A 16,007-nucleotide genomic window follows, 5' to 3' on the forward strand; every position below is an offset into this window, starting at 1 on the left:
AATCAGATTAACTGCTAGTCATTGAAAGAAAATATTGATCGTGAAAATTGCCCCGCGCGTAGAATGACGTTATGAAAACACCCATCCACCTGAACGCCTTGCGCGCCTTTGAAGCCAGTGCCCGGCACCAGAGTTTTTCGGCGGCCGCTGCGGAACTCAACGTCACGCCGGCGGCGGTGGGGCAACTCGTGCGCACTTTGGAGGACTGGCTCGGCGCACCGCTGTTCCACCGGAACGCCGGCGGCAAGTCCCGGCTGGTGACGACCGAAACCGCCGAGCGCGCCCTGCCCGACCTGCGCGCGGGCTTTGACAAGCTGGTGTCCGGCCTCGAACGCCTCAAGGAGGGCGGCCTCGCCGGCGTGCTGACGGTGACGGTCAGTCCGGCCTTCGCCGCCAAATGGCTGTTGCCGCGTATCGAAAGATTCCACGCCATCTGCGCGGACACCGATGTGCGCCTCGATACCAATCTCAAAGCCGTGGACTTCGTCGCCCAGCGCATCGACATCGGCGTGCGATACGGTACCGGAAGCTGGCCGGGACTGACGGCGGACAAGTTGCTGGACGAGGAAATCTATCCCGTCTGCTCGCCGGAATTCCTGCGCAAGAACCCACGCTTGCGCAAACCGGCGGACCTGGCGCAGCACATGCTGATCCATGACCTGTCGATGGACGGCCATGCCGATTTCCCCACCTGGGATGCATGGCTGCGCAAAGCCGGCGTCAGCAACGCCGCCGCCTCACGCGGCATGAAGATCAACAACTCGGCGGCGGTGCTGCAGGCTGCGGCGGAAGGCCAGGGCATCGCCCTCGCCCGCAGCGTGATGGCGCGTGACGACCTCACCTCCGGACGGCTGGTGCGCCTGTGCGGCGACATCAGCTTCCAGTCGCCGCTGGCCTACTACATCGTCTACCGGCCCGAATCGGCCAACTTGCCGAGGCTGGCGACGTTTCGCCGCTGGCTGCTGGACGAAGCTTATGCGACGCCTTTGGCGACCACCAGCTTCAGCGGCGAGATATCCAGCGGGGACGCTAGGTAAGGTGGCACCGTCGCCATGATTTGCGCGGCGGCTGCATCCTTGTAGTGCGCGTCGCGGCCGGCGGCATCGGTAAAGACATCAACGATATAAACGGTATCCGGATCGGTTTCCGATTGCAGGATCAGCCACACCAGCAGCGGCTGCTCCGTCTTGGCATGCGGCAGGGCGGCCGCGACGAGGCGGGCGACTTCATTGCCCTTGCCCGGCTGGGCTTTGAAAGTAACGATTGCGGCGGTTTGAGACATGGTATTTCCTTTGAAGTGGGTTTTCTGTCGATGCCCAATTCGCATTGGGGCAGGACTTCATTCTGAAGTCCGGTCCAAAGTAACGGGGGTGGCAATCCAGCCATATTTCGTGCCGTATTCGCCAACTTGGTTTCCGGAGGTGAGATGAAGGTGGTCATACTTGGCTTTGACGGATGCATGTCGTCCGCAATGGTCGGCTTGCTGGACATGTTCGAATTGGCCCGCCACGCGGTCAGCCGGTCCGATGCTTCGGACAAATCCGGCCAGAGCTTGCCAAGGCAACAGTGGGAAGTCGTGTCCGCGACGGTGGATGGCAATCCCCTGCGCGATGGGCAAGGCCGCGAGGTGGCCGTGAACATGGCGGCGACCGACATCAGCCGCTGCGACGCGGTGCTGATACCGGGCCTGGTCCCGGGCCTCGACGGGCTGCCGCAGCGATCGCCGGAAATGCGGCAGATCGGCGCGTGGCTGCGTGCCCAGCACGCTCACGGCGCATTGATCGGCGGCTCTTGCGCGGGTGTCTTCGTGCTGGGCGAGGCGGGACTGCTGGACGGACGTCGTTGCACCACCACCTGGTGGTTCCAGGACGAACTCAAGCAGCGCTATCCGAAGGCCGTTTTCATGTGGGGCTCGCCGCTGTTGGAGGACAGGCGTGTCGTGAGCGTGGGCGGTCCGCTCTCGTGGGTGGATCTTGCGCTGCATTGCATCCGGCAGCTGGCCGGGCCGGAGGTGGCCCGCATCACCGCCGATTTCGCCGTGGCCGACAACGCGCCCTTGAATCATGTGGTCTATGCGCCCAACGGTTATGTGCGGACCCGCGATCCCTTCCTCTTTGAAGCCGAGAACATGGTCCGCCAGACGCCGCATCTTTTGACGGCAAGCGCCCTGGCGGCCTTGCTGGCGACCAGCGAACGAACGCTGCACCGGCGGCTGAAGGCCCTGGTCGGCGAATCGCCTAAAGCCTTCATCACCCGCGTCCGCCTTGAAACGGCGCGCGTGCTGCTGGAAAAAAAGGCCAGCAACGTCAAGCGCATCGCCCAACAAAGCGGTTACGCCGATGAGAGCAGCTTCCGCCGCGCCTTCACCCGCTTCATGGGCATGAGCCCCAACGCGTATCGGCAATGGGTTCAGCAGAGGGATGGGAACGGCGTCTGAACGAACCAGCGGCGCAGCGCTTCCTGCAAACCATTGATGCCGTCTTCTGCGGCGATCCAGGCGACGCAGGCATCGGGACGGATCAGCATTGACGGCCCGGCCTCGACCGCGACGCAGCGTATTCGTGGCGTCGCGGCGGCAACCAGCCGGGACGCCTCGCCTCCGCTTGACGCGTCGAGCAGAACGCCCATGCCATCCTGCATGCAATCGTAAAGCGTAACGCCGGGGCCTGTCTCCCGGTCGCCCAGCAGGCGGCCGACGCCGTCCTGATCCGACTCCAGGTCGTAACGGGTGGACAGCCCGCTCATCAAGCCGCCGATCAGCCGGTTGACGTCATCGAACTGCATCAGGTTCGCCATCAGGTCCCGCATCGCGCCCGCTTGCGGATCGGGCCGCATGATCGCGAGCTGGGCCAGGGTGTTGGCCAGCACCGCCTCGGCGGCGGGGCGGCGCTCGGCCGTGTAGGTGTCGAGCAGGCTGTCGGGCATTTCGCCGCGGACCACCGCAGCGAGCTTCCAGCCGAGATTGGCGGCGTCCACCAGCCCGAGGCTCATGCCCTGGCCGCCGAACGGCGTGTGGATATGCGCCGCGTCGCCGGCCAGCAGCACCCTGCCCCGGCGATAGCTGTCGACCAGGCGCGTGTTGTCGGTCCACCGGTTGCCGCTCTCCATCGTCCGCACCCGCACATCGGCGCCGCTCACACGGCGCAGCACGGCCTCGATCTCCTCGCGCGTGACCGGCCCCTGCCGGTCCTCCGGCGGACCGCTGAAGTCCAACATGAACAATCGGCCCTGGAAGGCCCCAAACGAGAACACGCCGCCGGATGTGCGCCGCCAGCCTGCCGGCAGCAAGCGGTCGGGATGGTCGATCTCGACCACGGCCTGGTAGAGCGTCAAGGTGGGCGGCGTGCCGGGGAAGTCGAAGCCGGCCATCTTGCGGACGAGGCTGCGCCCGCCGTCGCAACCGAGCAGGTAGGAGCAATGGATGCGTCCCTCGCCGGCCGGCGCGGTCCACGCCACCTCGACGCCGGCCGCCCGCTGGTCAAAGCGGATGACGTCGTGCTCGCGCCGCACCTCGATGCCCAGCGCGCGGGCACGCTCGGCCAGCATGGCTTCGATGGCGTGCTGGTCCGCCGGGTGGGACCGACGTTCCGGCTCCGCCTGCGCATCCTTCCGGATCAGCGACAGGCCGGCGAAATGGCCGCTGAATTTCGACGTGCGGCCACGCAGCTCCGCGACCGCCGGCCCCATGGCCTCGAAGCTGCGCGCTTCGGCGTCGGCGATGGCCGCGCCCATGCCCCGGCGCCGCAGCGCTTCGCCGCCCAGCGGCCCCATCCCCAAGGCCTTGATGACCATGCTCGGGCGCGCCAAGCGCTCCAGCACCACCACGCGCACGCCGCCCAAGGTCAGCTCGATGGCGGCCAGGAGTCCGACCGGTCCCGCACCCACAACGATTACATCGACTTGTTCAATCATATACTCAATCCCAATATGTACTCAGTATATGTAAACTATGCTATCATGCGCCACATGTCAATCCCATCCGATCTCCGCTCCCGCAAACGCCTCGCCACGCGGCAGGGCATTTCCAATGCCGCCACGCGCCTGTTCTTCGAGCGTGGCTTCGACCAGGTGACGGTGGACGAGATCGCGGCGGCCGCCGACGTCGGGCGGATGACAGTGTTCAACCATTTCCCGCGCAAGGAGGACATGTTCTTCGACCGCGACGAAGAGGGCCGCGAGCTCCTGCGCGAGGCATTGCAGCAGCGCGATCCCGGCATCGCACCGATCGAGACCTTGCGCCTGCTCGCCCATCGACTGGCGGAGGAGCAGAGTCCGTATGTCTGTTTCACCGCCGGCAGCCAAAGCTTCATCGCGACCATCGACAGCAGCGAGACCCTCAAGGCCCGGGCCAGGGCGATACGTGACGAGATCGCGCAAGTGGTGGCGGTGGCGCTGTCCGAATGCGCGGGCCGGCAACCGGATGACGCCGACGCCCAACTGGCGGCCTCACTGCTGCTGGCGACATGGAGCGTGGCGCTGCTCCAGGCGCACCAAGCCTATCGGCGAAGCCAGGATCCAGCGGCGGCGAAGGCCGTCTTTCTCGCGATCGTGGACAAGGGAACCATTGGATTAAACGTTGCGCTGGCGGATACGCCCTACGTTTAGCATTCCGCGAAACAGTCCAGCAGATTGATTTCGCTTGAGCGGCCGCAGCCCCGAGCGACCATTTCGGCCATAGCATGAAGCGGCCATGGCCGAGAAAAAAATCATCAATACGGTTTATAAAATTTCCGACAAGCGCGGAAATGGGCTGTTGCGCCGCGAAGTCTGGGTGGATGGAAAAGGACAGGTGACCCGCTACAATCTGGCGTATATTAATCACAATCTGGCAAGCGCTGCGGGAGCAAAAATGAATACTGTGACCATCAAGATCGCAAACGTGGACGACTTCTTCCAGCATGGCCGGCGAATCGCTCAGCTCGCCGACCAGCAGATGGTACTGCCCAACGAAAGCAGCATCAGCTTCGAAGATCCCGCCGATCTGCACAAGTTATTGGCAATCGTAGACGAACTTGAATTGGCAACGTCATCGCGACATCACGAACGGTGATCCTGGCCTACTCGTACCGGGCAGCCAGGCGCTGCCATTCAGGATCGTCCTTGAGTTGCCGGATCACCGGCGCGATCTTTTCATAGACCTCCGCCTTGGCGCGCGGCACCAGGAAGTGGCGTTCGGTCAGGCTGGATGGCAGCTCGTGCAGCTGGAACTTGTCCGCCTCCATCGCGTGCACCTTCATGTAGTAGCGCACCACCGACTGCGCGGCGATCACACTATCGACCCGCCCCACCCGCAGCTTCTCCAGGCTGTGCTCGTCGCTGGGAGCGTCGTTGCGGACCAGGCCTTGCCGGCGTATCCATCCGTCCAGCTCGGGATAGCTGTAGCCCAGCACCAGGCCGACCGTGCGGCCGGTCAGCGCGCCGGAGTTGAAAGGCAGGCCCGCCGGCAGCACGATCACGTACCGGTCAGTGCCGAAGGCCGCCGTCCACAGGTATTTTTTCTCGGCCACGTCGTTGAACCAGTGCGGCATCATGCCGATGACGATGCCGTCCAGCTCGTTGCGCTCCACTTGCAGTTGCAAGCGCTTGCGCGGCAGGTAAACCAGCTTGAAGCTCAACTGGCCGAGCTTCTTGCGGTTCAGGTAGGCCACCAGGTCGGGGTAGATGCCGCTGCCGTCGCCGACCAACAGGGGCGCAACGCGGGCGCTGGTGTAGACGTTGACGAGCTCGCCCCGCGCAGCTCCGTGGAACACGCCAAAGCACAGCATGGACAGTGTCATCAGGAGCTTTCTCATACTGGCAATATAGCACGGAGGAACCGCAAACACAGGGCCCTCGGGGGGCCCTGTGTTCGTTTTAGGACTGGGCGAACGCCAGGAAGTCGGCGTTGAACTTATCCTTGTGCGTATCGGTCAGGCCGTGCGGCGCGCCGGGATAGACGATCAGCTTGGCGTGCTTGACGATGGCGGCCGAGGCCTTGCCGGCGGCGTCGATCGGCACGATCTGGTCGTCGTCGCCGTGGATGATCAGCGTGGGCTTGTCGAACTTTTTCAGATCGTCGCGGAAGTCCGTCTCCGAGAAGGCCTTGATCGAATCGTAGGTGTTCTTGTGGCCGGCCTGCATCCCTTGCGCATACCAGGCCTGGATGATGCCCTGCGACGGCTTGGCGCCCGGACGGTTGTAGCCGTAAAACGGCCCCGAGGCGATATCCAGATACAGCTGCGCACGGTTGGCGACCGAGGCGGCGCGGATGCCGTCGAACACTTCCATCGGCAGGCCGCCGGGATTGGTCTCGGTCTTGAGCATCAGCGGCGGCACGGCGGAAATCAAACCCAGCTTGGCGATGCGCCCGGTGCCGTGGCGGCCGACATACCGCGCCACCTCGCCGCCGCCGGTCGAGAAGCCGGCCAGGATCACGTCTTTCAGGTCCAGCGCCTCGATCAGCTGGGCCAGGTCGTCGGCGTAGTGGTCCATGTCGTTGCCGTCCCAAGGCTGGCTGGAGCGGCCGTGGCCGCGGCGGTCGTGGGTGACGACGCGAAAACCATTGTTAGCCAAGTGGAAGGCTGCCGATTCCCAGCTGTCGGCGTTCAGCGGCCAGCCGTGGCTCAGCACGACAGGCTGTCCGCCGCGTGGACCCCAGTCCTTGTAGTAGATCTGGACGCCGTCGCGGGTGGTGATGGTGCTGGTGGTTTGCGTAACGTTTTGCATGATTTTCTTCCTTTTAGTCGATAGATGGAGTTGAGGTGCTGTGCTACAGTTCCTGGCAAATCTGGCCTTGCGATGGGATGAATCTTAGGCCCGCCGCCGCGTTTGCGGAACAGACAGCCCTGCAAGGTGACTTTGCAAAAATGCAGGCCGCCACCACGAACCGACCCCACCCATGCCACCAACCACCGAATTCGACTGGAACGACATCCCGCTGATCCTGGCGCTGGCCCGCAGCGGCAACATGAGCGCCACCGGCCGCCAGCTGGGCGTGGACGCGTCGACCATCAGCCGCCGCATCGCCGCCGCCGAAAAGTCCCTAAAGCTGCGCCTGTTCATCCGCGATAACACCGGCTACCAGCTCACCGACGCCGGCCAGGTCTTCGTGGCGCACGGCGAGGCGGTGTACGGCAACGTCCAGAGCATGCTGCAGGCCTCGTCCCAGGAGGCCGACGCCACCGCCGGCCCGGTCAACATCACCTCGATCGACTTCCTGTTCGACTACTGGCTGCTGGAGCACGTTCCCGCGCTGCACGCCCAGCATCCCCACCTGCAACTGACGCTGCAGGCGGAAAACCAGAACCTGTCCTTCACCCGCCGCGAGGCCGACTTCGCCCTGCGCCTGGGCAAACCCGGCGAGGACGCGGCGCTGGTCATGCGCAGGCTGGGCGACCTGGGCTTCGCGGTCTACGGCCACGCCGGCTTCGCCGGCATCCCGCGCGAGCGCTGGGGCGAGCAGCCGTGGATCGCCTACGACGACGCGCTGGCCGGCACCGCCGAAATGCGATGGCTGGCGGGGATAGCGCCGACGCGCATCGTGCTCAAGGTGAACAGCCTGAGCACGATGGTGCGCGCCTGCCGCGCCGGCGTCGGCATGGCGCTGCTGCCCTGCATCATGGGACGGCAGGAAGGGCTGGTGCGCATCGGCGAGGGCGTCGAGGTGCTGCGCGACATCTGGCTGCTCAGCCACCGCGACGCCGGCTCCATCGCCCGCTTCAAGACCGTCTCCACCTGGCTGTCGCAGCTCTACGCCGCCAGCCAGGAGTTATTGTGCGGTGCAGCTTTACCCCCCTAATCCGCATTCTGCCCCCCCGTTTTTGCAGTTCGTCACATCCCGGTGGCTGTGCAGAGGGCCCTTGTCTATAGTTCACTCAACGCAAGACAAAACGCAGTGAAACCAACCACCCAAGGAGCTCAAAATGAACATCGCTAAAAACATGGAAGCCATCTTCGTCGCAGCAATCGTGGTCGCCAGCGCCACCTCGTTCGCCACCGCGGCCGTACCAGCCCTGCACACCGCAGCCCCTGCGGCGGCGGTGGTCGCCAAGGCCGACACCAGCAAGATGCAGGTCGTGACCGTCAGCGCCAAGCGCCTGACCGCCGCCGAAAAAGCAGCCCTGTAATTCACGCCGGACGACGGAGCGCATGATGAAAAAATATCTGAAGGCTGCGATGCTGGCCACGGTACTGAGCAGCGGCGCCCACGCCGCGCTGGCCGCCGATGTGATCAGCGAGAACCGCAGCGTCGATGCGCGCGCCGTCAACATCGATCTTGATGGCGTCATCAGCCTCAAGGTCCGGCAAGGTCCAGTCGCGTCGCTGACTCTATACGGAGAGGCTGACGCGCTGAAAAAAGTGACGGTGGAGCAGACGGGCGATACCCTGCACATCGGCACAGTCAAGAGCCGAGGCTTCAGCTTCGGCTTCGGCAACAAGCGGGAACTGCGGGCGGAACTGACGCTGCCGAATCTGCACCAGGTGGTGTCGGGCGGCGTCGGTTCCACGGAAGTGGACGGCTTCAACGGCGACAAGCTGCGCCTGGCGCTGAACGGCGCCGGCTCGCTCAGGGTCAACGCGCAGTACCGCGACGTCGACGTGAAGCTGGGCGGCGTGGGCAGCATGACCGTCAACGCCGGCAGCAGCGACAGCATCGACCTGCACCTGAACGGCACCGGCCATATTGAAATGGCGGGCCAGACCAGGCAGCTGCACGCCAGCCTTGGCGGCGTGGGCGGCCTCGATGCGCAGCAGTTGCGCGCCGACGCGGTGGACGTCGATTTATCAGGACTGGGCAGCGCGTCGGTGTACGCGAAGACCAGCGCGAACATGAAGTTGTCCGGCATGGGCTCGGCCAAGGTGTATGGCAACCCGGCCAGCCGGAACGCCAGCGCCCGAGGCATGGGCAGCATCAGCTGGCAGTAAGGAATGCGGTAGTCCGCAGCAGGAAACACATGGGTGTGTTTTTACCGTCCGAGAGGCTCACTCCTTTCGGACGGATTTTTTTTATTTCAGATAGCGTGACTGCGCCGTGTCGCGCCCCAGCACGATGCGCATGTCGGCGTAGGCCAGCTTGCCGCTCTGCGCCTGCAGCGGCAAGCCCAGTCGCTGCGACAGCGCCTGCGCCAGCAGTTGCTGGTCGCGCTGGTATTCGATGCGGCTGATCGACACCACGAATGGCTTCACGTTGGTCAGACGCGTGGCCTTGATGCCTTCCGCGTCCAGCGTGCGCGCCAGCCGCGCGGCGGCGCCGGTCACGCCGTTGCCGTTGCTGATCTCCAGCTTGACGCCGTGCGCCTCGGCCACCGCCTCCTCGCCGGCGGCGACACGCAACACCTCCACCAGCGCCGCACCGACCCGTCGCACCTCCGTGCGCGGCATCGAGGCGTCGGCCGTGGCCGTGACATTGGCCTGCGCGGCGGCCTCCTTCACCAACGCATAATCGCGCCGCACATCGTGCGCGCGCAGCGTGGCGGCCTGCCGGAACATGGTCGCCGCGCGTTCATGTTCGCCGCCGGCCTCCAGCGCCGCGCCCAGTTGCTCCCATCCGGACGCGCTGGTCGGATCCAGCAGGCAGGCCTGCCCCAGCGCCGCGATGGCGGCGGCCTGCCGGTCCGCCTCCGGTGCCGGCGCGGTCTGCATGCCGCTGCACGCCATCAGTAACGCGCCGGTGCACGCGGCGCCCAGGGTACGTTTCATCATCGCCTCCTATTTCCCCATCAAGGTTGGCAGCATCCGGAAAATCTGGATGCCGGCGGGGCCGATCAACACCAGCATCAACGTCGGGAAGATGCAGAAGATCAGCGGGAACAGCAGCTTCAACGCGATCTTGGCGGCCGCCTCCTCGGCGATCATGCTGCGCTTGGCGCGCAGGTTGTCCGAGTGGACCCGCAACGATTCGCCCATGCTGGTGCCGAAGCGCTCCGACTGGATCAGCATCGCCACCAGCGTGTCGACGTCCTCGACGCCGCTGCGCAAAGCCAGGTTGCGCAAGGCCTTCTCCTTGCTGAAGCCCGCGCGCATCTCCATCAGCGCCAGCTGCAGCTCCTGCGCCAGCGCCACGCTTTTGATGTGGATCTCGCCCGCCACCTTGGCCATCGCGCGCTCCAGGCTCAGGCCCGCCTCCACGCAGACGGTCAGCAGGTCCAGCGCATCCGGAAAGTTCTCGAAGATTTCGCGGCAGCGGCTGACGGCCCTGCGCGACAGGACCACGTTCGGCAGGTAGTAGCCGATGGCCGCCGTCATCAGCAGCAGGTAGACGAAGCCCCTGTTCGCCGCGTTCTCCAGCGTGGCGGCGCCCAGCAGCGCCAGCAGGGACGGAAGCCCCAGCGACAGCAGCGTCTTGGCGGCGAAGTACAGCGATGGCGCCGACGCGCTGCGCCAGCCGGCGTTCATGAAACGGGTGCGCAGCGGCGACCGCTCCCAGCCCTCCTCCGGCAGCGACAGACGGGAGAAGGGCTGCGCCGCATGCGCGACCTTCTCCACCCAGCCGCCCTCCGTTGGCGCCGACGGCTCCGCCGGTCCCATGAAGCCGTTGAGCCGGTCGCGTATCGGCACCGATGAAAAACCCAGCAGCGCCACCAGCGCCACTCCCGCCACCACCGCGAAGACGATCAGGAGGAATACGATCTGCCGGATATCCATGCCGCGCTCCTCACACCCGTATGCGTATCAGCTTGCGCATCCACAGCACGCCGCCCACCGCCATCGCCAGCGTGTACCACGTCAGCGTTATGCCGGCCGGATCGGTCCACAGCACCCGTACGTAGGCGGGATTCACCACCATCATCAGCGCCAGCACGCACAGCGGCAGCAAGCCCAGTATCCACGCCGACATCCGGCCCTCGGCCGACATCACGCGCACCTGCGCCATCAAGCGCAGGCGCGCGCGTATCAGGCGGCTGATGTTGCCCAGGACCTCGGCCAGGTTGCCGCCCGACTCGCGCTGTATCAGCACCGCGATCACCAGGTAGCGCAGATCGGTCAGCGGCACGCGCATCGCCAGGTTGTGCAAGGCCTCGTTCATCGGCACGCCGTAGTTGATCTCTTCGTAGGCGAACTTGAATTCGCCGGCGATCGGCTCCGGCAGCTCTTCGCCCACCATCTGCATGACGTTGGCGAAGGAGTGTCCGGCGCGCAGCGCCCTGCCGAGAAAATCGGCGGCCTCCGGCAGTTGCTGCTCCAGCTTGAGCAGGCGCGCGCGCCGCGTACGCATCAGCATCGCCCACGGCATCGACAGGATCAGCGCCGTCAGCGCGCCCCCCGCCAGCGCGGGCACGTGCAGCATGACCGGCAGCAGCAGGCCGGGCGCGAGCAGCGCCAGCACGCAGGCGATGAACTGCGCCACCGACCAGCGCACGCCCGCCTGCAGCAGCAGCCGGTCCAGCGCGGCCAGGCGGCCGACGCGGCGCAACAGCTTCTCCAGCGCCGGATTGCGGCTGTAGCAGCGCTGCTTGAGAATATCGATGCGTTCCCCGCCGCGCTCCCCGCGCGCCGCCATCAGCCGCAGGCGCTTGGCGATGCGCCGCGCGCCCCTGCCGTGCGCGCCCGACCACCACAGCCAGGCGCCCTCGATCAGCAGGATCACGGCGGCGAACAGCAGCACCTCGAAGGCGGTGAAGATTCCGTCCATGCCGCTACTCGTAGATCTTGTCGGGGTCGAACGCCGTATCGGCCACCGGCACGCCGAACATGCGCAGGCGGTCGGCGAAGCGCGGCCGCACCCCGGTGGCGGAGAATCTGCCCATCACCTTGCCGTTGGCGTCCACGCCCTTTTGCTCGTAGCGGAAGATCTCGTGCATGGCGATCACGTCGCCCTCCATGCCGGTGATCTCCTGCAGGCTGACCAGTTTGCGCGTGCCGTCGGTCAGGCGCGACACCTGCATCACCACCGTGATGGCGGAGCAGATCTGCTGCCGCGTGGCGCGCGGCGTCAGATTCAGGCCGGTCATGCCGACCATGTTCTCCAGCCGCGACAAGGCGTCGCGCGGGGTGTTCGAGTGGATGGTGGCCAGCGAGCCTTCATGGCCGGTGTTCATCGCCTGCAGCATGTCGAGCGCCTCCGGCCCGCGCACCTCGCCGAGGATGATGCGGTCCGGCCGCATGCGCAGCGCGTTGCGCACCAGCGAGCGCTGATTGACCTCGCCCTTGCCCTCGATGTTGGGCGGGCGCGTCTCCAGCCGCACCACATGCGGCTGGCGCATCTGCAGCTCCGCCGCGTCCTCGATGGTGACGATGCGCTCGGCCGCCGGGATGAAGCCGGACAGCACGTTCAGCATGGTGGTCTTGCCGCTGCCGGTGCCGCCGGAGATCAGGATGTTGACCTTGGCCTGGCCCAGCGCCTTGAGCACCTCCATCATCGGCGGCGTCAGGCTGCGGTAGTCGAGCAGGTTCTGCACCGTCAGCGGCGTGACGGCGAAGCGCCGTATCGACAGGATGGGGCCATCGATCGCCAGCGGCGGAATGATGGCGTTCACGCGCGAGCCGTCCGGCAGCCGGGCGTCGACCATCGGGCTCGATTCGTCCACGCGGCGGCCCACGCGCGAGACGATCTTCTCGATGATCTTCATCAGGTGGGCGTTGTCGTTGAAGGTGACGTCGGTCAGCTCCAGCCGGCCGGCGCGTTCGACGTAGACCTGGGCGCAGGTGTTGACCAGGATGTCGGACACGCCGGGATCGGCCAGCAGCGGCTCCAGCGGCCCGAAGCCCAGCATCTCGTGCTGGATGTCGAGCACCAGGCTATGCCGCTCGTGCTGATTGAGCACGATGCGCTCTTCCTCGATGATGCGCTGGACCAGCAGCGCCAGCTCGTGCTTGAACTGCTCGGGCGTGAGGCGCTTCAGGCGCTCCAGGTCGATACGGTCGAGTATCGTCTGGTGCATGCTCTTCTTCAGTTCCTGGTAGGCCGCCGCCGCCAGGCCCGGCGGGCCGTTGACGCCGTGGCGTTTGTCGTCCGGGGAAGCCAGCCGTTCGCGTAAGCTCATGTCATCCTCCGCTGTCTTGGTCAGTCGTTGTCGTTGCGGCCGAACAGGCGGTCGAACAGGCCCTTGCTCTCCGAGACCCGCCGCGCCGTCACCAGTTCCACCAGCTCGGCCAGGCTGCGCGCCACCGCGCTGCTGCGCGACAGCTGCAGCACCGGTATGCCCTGGTTGACCGAGTCGGTGGCCGACAGATAGTCGTTCGGCACCGTGTGCACCACGTCCGCGCCCAGCGCCTGTTCCAGGTCGATCAGCCGCAGCTTGCCGCCCTTTTCGTAGCGATTGACGATCAACCGGATACGTTCGCCGGGGTAGCCCAGCGAGCGGAAGATGTCCAGCAGGCGGCGGCCGTCGCGGATGTCCGGCAGCGCCAGTTGCAGCACCGGGTGGATCACGTCCGCCTGGTCCAGCGCGCGCAGCGAGATGGCGTCGATCTGGCGGCCCACGTCGAGCACGATGAAGTCGTAGTGCTGGCGCGCCAGGCGCAGGATGGCATCCATGTGCTCCGGCTTCATGTCGACCGCGTGATTGGGATCGTCGGCCGCCGCCAGCACGCCGAAGTTCGATGCCACGTGCACCAGGCAGGAATCGAGGAAGGCGCCGTCCATGCGGCTGATCTGCGCGCAGATGTCGGACAGCGTCATCCCCGGCTTCTGGTCCGACACGTACAAGGTGGCGTCGCCGAATTGGCCGTGCAGGTCGATCAGCAGCACCTTCTTGTCGGCCAGCGCGGCCAGCGCGTAGCCGAAGTTGGTCGACAAAAAGGTCGCGCCGCTGCCGCCCTTGCAGGAGATGAAGGCCAGCACCTTGCCGTCGCGCGTCTGGCTCACGCCCGCCGCCAGCTCGATGCGGCTCATCGACTCGTGGAAGGCGCTGTGCACCAGCGGCAGCTGCAGCACCTCGCGCATGCCGGCGCGCATGGCGCGGATCAGCAAGTCCTGCTGCGGCTCGCGCGCCAGCAGCATGAAGGAGGAGGATGGATACAGCTTGCTCAGGCGCTCGACCAGCTCCCCCTCGTCCGGGCCGACGTCGCTGGCATCGAGGATCACCAGTTCCGGCATCTCCGGCAGCTGGCGTTCCACCGCGTCGCGCAGCCCGTTGCGCGACGCCACCAGCTGCACGGCGGGCATGCGCGCGGAACCCTGCGCGGCGACTTCGGCATGCAGCAGGCTGTCCTTGCTGATCATCAGTGCTTTCATATTCATTCCTCGCTTTATCTGCGCGGCTACTTGGTGCCGCTGACGCCGATGGTGAATGCGGACGGCTGCGCCGGCGGTTCGCTGTTGGCCTTCTGATAGCGCTCGTAGGCGGCGTGCGCGGCGCGGCCATCCATGCCGGCGACCGGATCGCGGTTGCGGCCCGCATCCGCGTCGACGGCCTGCTGCGCCAGCGTGACGCGGGTGACGATGCCGAAGTCCCGGTCCCATTGCGGCGTGGTCGGCGTCAGTTGCAGGGCGCAAGAGGCCAGCATGCATGCCAGCGGCAGGCTAAGTAGATGTCGCATAGTCGTATCCCGTTTATTTGCGGTCGGTGCTCGGGGGCGGAGCCCCCTCCATGCGCCCTTCGAGGAAGAGCTGGGCGCGGGTCGGCGTGGTCACGTCGTCGGTCGGCAGCTTGTAGTTCGGCGGCAGCGGCTTGACCAGGTGCGGCGTGACGACGAACAGCAGCTCGGTGCGGTCCTGCTGGAAGTCGGTGCTGCGGAACAGCGCCCCCAGCACCGGCAGCTCGCCCAGCACCGGCAGGCCGCGGATGTTGGTGGTCTGGTTGTTGCTGATCAGGCCTCCGATGGCGAAGCTCTGGCCGTCGAACAATTCGACCGTGGTGGCGGCGCGGCGCGTGGTGATCAGCGGCAGGATGGCGCCGCCCGAGAAGCCGGCCGCCGAGATGCCTATGCCTTCGCGCGAGAGCTCCGACACTTCCGGCGCCACGCGCAGGTTGATGCGGCCGCCGGCCAGCACGGTGGGCGTGAAGTGCAGGCCGACGCCGAACTCCTTCTCCTCCAGCGTGACCTTGTTGTTGTCCTGCGCGACCGGCACGAAGATTTTTCCGCCCGCCAGGAAGCTGCCTTCCTGGCCGCTGATCGCCATCACCGTCGGCTCGGCGAGGATCCGCACCAGGCCATCCTGCTTGTCGGCGGCGATGGCCAGGTGGTTGCCAGTGGCCTTGCCTGCGCTGAGCAGGCCTTTCAACGTCCCGCTGATGAAGTTCGATGCCAGCGTGGTGCTCCAGCTGCCGCCGCCAAAGCCCATCGAGAACCCGGACTCCAGCTTGTCCAGCAGCGTCTTAGAGACCTCGGCGATCTTCACCTCCAACATCACCTGCTGCGGCGCGCCGACGTTGAGGAAGTTGACGATGCGCGTGGCGCCGGCGACGGCGGCCGCCGCCGGCGTTGGCGGCGCGGCCGTCGCCGCAGGTGAGGCGCCACCGGCGCCGCCGCCCTTCTCGCCCTTGGCCGTTTCCAGTGCCTGCGCCGGGCGCCGCACGAACGCGGAGGCCAGCTCCAGCACCCGCGCCGCCGTCGGCGCATCGTCGACCGTGCCGCTGAGGACCAGGGTGTCGCCGGCCGCGCTGACGTGGATGTCCTTCTGCTCCGGCATCAGCGCGGCCAACGCGTTCCGCAGCGCGGCGGGATCGATGCCGACCACCACCTCGATCACGTTGCACAAGCCGCTGCGTCCCTGCACGATCATATTGCTGCTGCCGATATCGGCGCCGACCACGTACAGCGTGTCGGGCGCCACCAGCATCGCCTGCAGCACGGCGGGATTGCCGACGCTGCGCGCCGCCACCGCTTCCGGCATACGCATCAGCGTCGACTTGCCCAGCGCGAGCGTCAGGCTGCCCGGCGTGGCCGCCTGGCCGCTGCAGCGCAGGCCCACCGATTCGCGGGGCGCGCCGTCCGCCGCCGCGCGCGCCGGAGCGGCGCCGGACAAGGCCGCCGCCGGGCGGGCCAGCAGCGCCGGCAGATCGGCGCTGTTGTTCGTGGCGGCCGCCGCCGGCCACTGGCTCGCCACCGCCAGCGTCAGCGCCGCGTATCGTAGTGTCGTCATG

The 16,007-nt window shown here is 66.3% G+C and carries 18 protein-coding genes; 7 read left to right on the forward strand and 11 right to left on the reverse strand.

Translation table 11 applies throughout. From position 1 onward, the window contains the following. Window positions 1-71: 71 nt before the first annotated feature. A complete protein-coding gene (gcvA, locus tag HUX88_RS07920; protein ID WP_176361408.1) occupies window positions 72-1,037 on the forward strand; it encodes a transcriptional regulator GcvA in 966 nt (321 codons plus the stop codon). Here gcvA and HUX88_RS07925 read toward each other — a convergent pair. Further along, window positions 974-1,282, reverse strand: a complete 309-nt coding sequence (locus HUX88_RS07925) for a putative quinol monooxygenase (protein ID WP_158568754.1) — start codon at window positions 1,280-1,282, stop codon at window positions 974-976. The two genes, gcvA and HUX88_RS07925, sit on opposite strands and share 64 nt — an antisense overlap. Window positions 1,283-1,426: 144 nt before the next feature. On the opposite strand from HUX88_RS07925, the gene HUX88_RS07930 reads away from it, so the two are divergent. Beyond that, a complete protein-coding gene (locus HUX88_RS07930) occupies window positions 1,427-2,437 on the forward strand; it encodes a GlxA family transcriptional regulator (RefSeq protein ID WP_176361409.1) in 1,011 nt (336 codons plus the stop codon). On the opposite strand, the gene HUX88_RS07935 is transcribed toward HUX88_RS07930, so the two are convergent. Beyond that, window positions 2,410-3,912: an FAD-dependent monooxygenase gene (locus HUX88_RS07935; protein ID WP_176361410.1), complete on the reverse strand. Its 1,503-nt coding sequence runs from the start codon at window positions 3,910-3,912 to the stop codon at window positions 2,410-2,412. The genes HUX88_RS07930 and HUX88_RS07935 overlap by 28 nt on opposite strands. A gap of 54 nt (window positions 3,913-3,966) precedes the next feature. Between HUX88_RS07935 and HUX88_RS07940 the strand changes: the two genes are divergently transcribed. Together HUX88_RS07940 and HUX88_RS32145 are read left to right on the forward strand one after the other, a co-directional pair. Then, complete coding sequence (locus HUX88_RS07940; RefSeq protein WP_176361411.1) at window positions 3,967-4,605, forward strand: TetR/AcrR family transcriptional regulator; 639 nt, start codon at window positions 3,967-3,969, stop codon at window positions 4,603-4,605. Between the two features lie 85 nt (window positions 4,606-4,690). After that, window positions 4,691-5,050, forward strand: a complete 360-nt coding sequence (locus HUX88_RS32145) for a hypothetical protein (protein ID WP_229219244.1) — start codon at window positions 4,691-4,693, stop codon at window positions 5,048-5,050. Window positions 5,051-5,057: 7 nt separating this feature from the next. Here HUX88_RS32145 and HUX88_RS07950 read toward each other — a convergent pair whose 3' ends face one another. Continuing rightward, entirely contained in the window at window positions 5,058-5,792 is a 735-nt protein-coding gene (locus HUX88_RS07950) for an ABC transporter substrate-binding protein (protein ID WP_117012588.1), read from the reverse strand. A gap of 61 nt (window positions 5,793-5,853) precedes the next feature. Continuing rightward, window positions 5,854-6,705: an alpha/beta fold hydrolase gene (locus tag HUX88_RS07955; protein ID WP_176361412.1), complete on the reverse strand. Its 852-nt coding sequence runs from the start codon at window positions 6,703-6,705 to the stop codon at window positions 5,854-5,856. A gap of 172 nt (window positions 6,706-6,877) precedes the next feature. Between HUX88_RS07955 and HUX88_RS07960 the strand changes: the two genes are divergently transcribed. The 3 genes from HUX88_RS07960 (at window position 6,878) to HUX88_RS07970 (ending at window position 8,904) form a co-directional block, all read left to right on the forward strand. Beyond that, window positions 6,878-7,777, forward strand: a complete 900-nt coding sequence (locus HUX88_RS07960) for a LysR family transcriptional regulator (RefSeq protein ID WP_117012586.1) — start codon at window positions 6,878-6,880, stop codon at window positions 7,775-7,777. 124 nt (window positions 7,778-7,901) lie between these two features. Further along, entirely contained in the window at window positions 7,902-8,105 is a 204-nt protein-coding gene (locus HUX88_RS07965; protein ID WP_117012585.1) for a hypothetical protein, read from the forward strand. Window positions 8,106-8,130: 25 nt separating this feature from the next. Further along, on the forward strand, window positions 8,131-8,904 hold the full coding sequence (locus tag HUX88_RS07970) for a GIN domain-containing protein (protein WP_176361615.1): 774 nt from the start codon (window positions 8,131-8,133) through the stop codon (window positions 8,902-8,904). 81 nt (window positions 8,905-8,985) lie between these two features. Here the strand turns inward: HUX88_RS07970 and HUX88_RS07975 are convergent, their stop codons facing one another. The 7 genes from HUX88_RS07975 to HUX88_RS08005 are packed head-to-tail and all read right to left on the reverse strand — an operon-like array spanning window position 8,986 to window position 16,006. After that, on the reverse strand, window positions 8,986-9,678 hold the full coding sequence (locus HUX88_RS07975; protein WP_217916258.1) for a LytR C-terminal domain-containing protein: 693 nt from the start codon (window positions 9,676-9,678) through the stop codon (window positions 8,986-8,988). Window positions 9,679-9,687: 9 nt separating this feature from the next. Continuing rightward, window positions 9,688-10,623, reverse strand: coding sequence for a type II secretion system F family protein (locus HUX88_RS07980; protein WP_176361414.1), 936 nt, complete (start codon window positions 10,621-10,623; stop codon window positions 9,688-9,690). A gap of 10 nt (window positions 10,624-10,633) precedes the next feature. After that, window positions 10,634-11,611 carry a type II secretion system F family protein gene (locus HUX88_RS07985; protein WP_176361415.1) on the reverse strand — a complete coding sequence of 326 codons (978 nt, stop codon included), beginning with the start codon at window positions 11,609-11,611 and terminating at the stop codon, window positions 10,634-10,636. A 4-nt stretch (window positions 11,612-11,615) separates the two neighbouring features. Next, window positions 11,616-12,962 carry a CpaF family protein gene (locus HUX88_RS07990; protein WP_176361416.1) on the reverse strand — a complete coding sequence of 449 codons (1,347 nt, stop codon included), beginning with the start codon at window positions 12,960-12,962 and terminating at the stop codon, window positions 11,616-11,618. A 20-nt stretch (window positions 12,963-12,982) separates the two neighbouring features. After that, window positions 12,983-14,155, reverse strand: coding sequence for an AAA family ATPase (locus tag HUX88_RS07995; RefSeq protein WP_176361417.1), 1,173 nt, complete (start codon window positions 14,153-14,155; stop codon window positions 12,983-12,985). A 26-nt stretch (window positions 14,156-14,181) separates the two neighbouring features. Then, window positions 14,182-14,460 carry a hypothetical protein gene (locus HUX88_RS08000; protein WP_117012578.1) on the reverse strand — a complete coding sequence of 93 codons (279 nt, stop codon included), beginning with the start codon at window positions 14,458-14,460 and terminating at the stop codon, window positions 14,182-14,184. Between the two features lie 13 nt (window positions 14,461-14,473). After that, entirely contained in the window at window positions 14,474-16,006 is a 1,533-nt protein-coding gene (locus HUX88_RS08005; RefSeq protein ID WP_176361418.1) for a type II and III secretion system protein family protein, read from the reverse strand. Between the last annotated feature and the right edge of the window lies 1 nt (window position 16,007).

Origin of the sequence: Duganella sp. BJB1802, assembly GCF_013369445.1 — a bacterium.
Lineage (GTDB): Bacteria > Pseudomonadota > Gammaproteobacteria > Burkholderiales > Burkholderiaceae_D > Rugamonas > Rugamonas vulcania_A.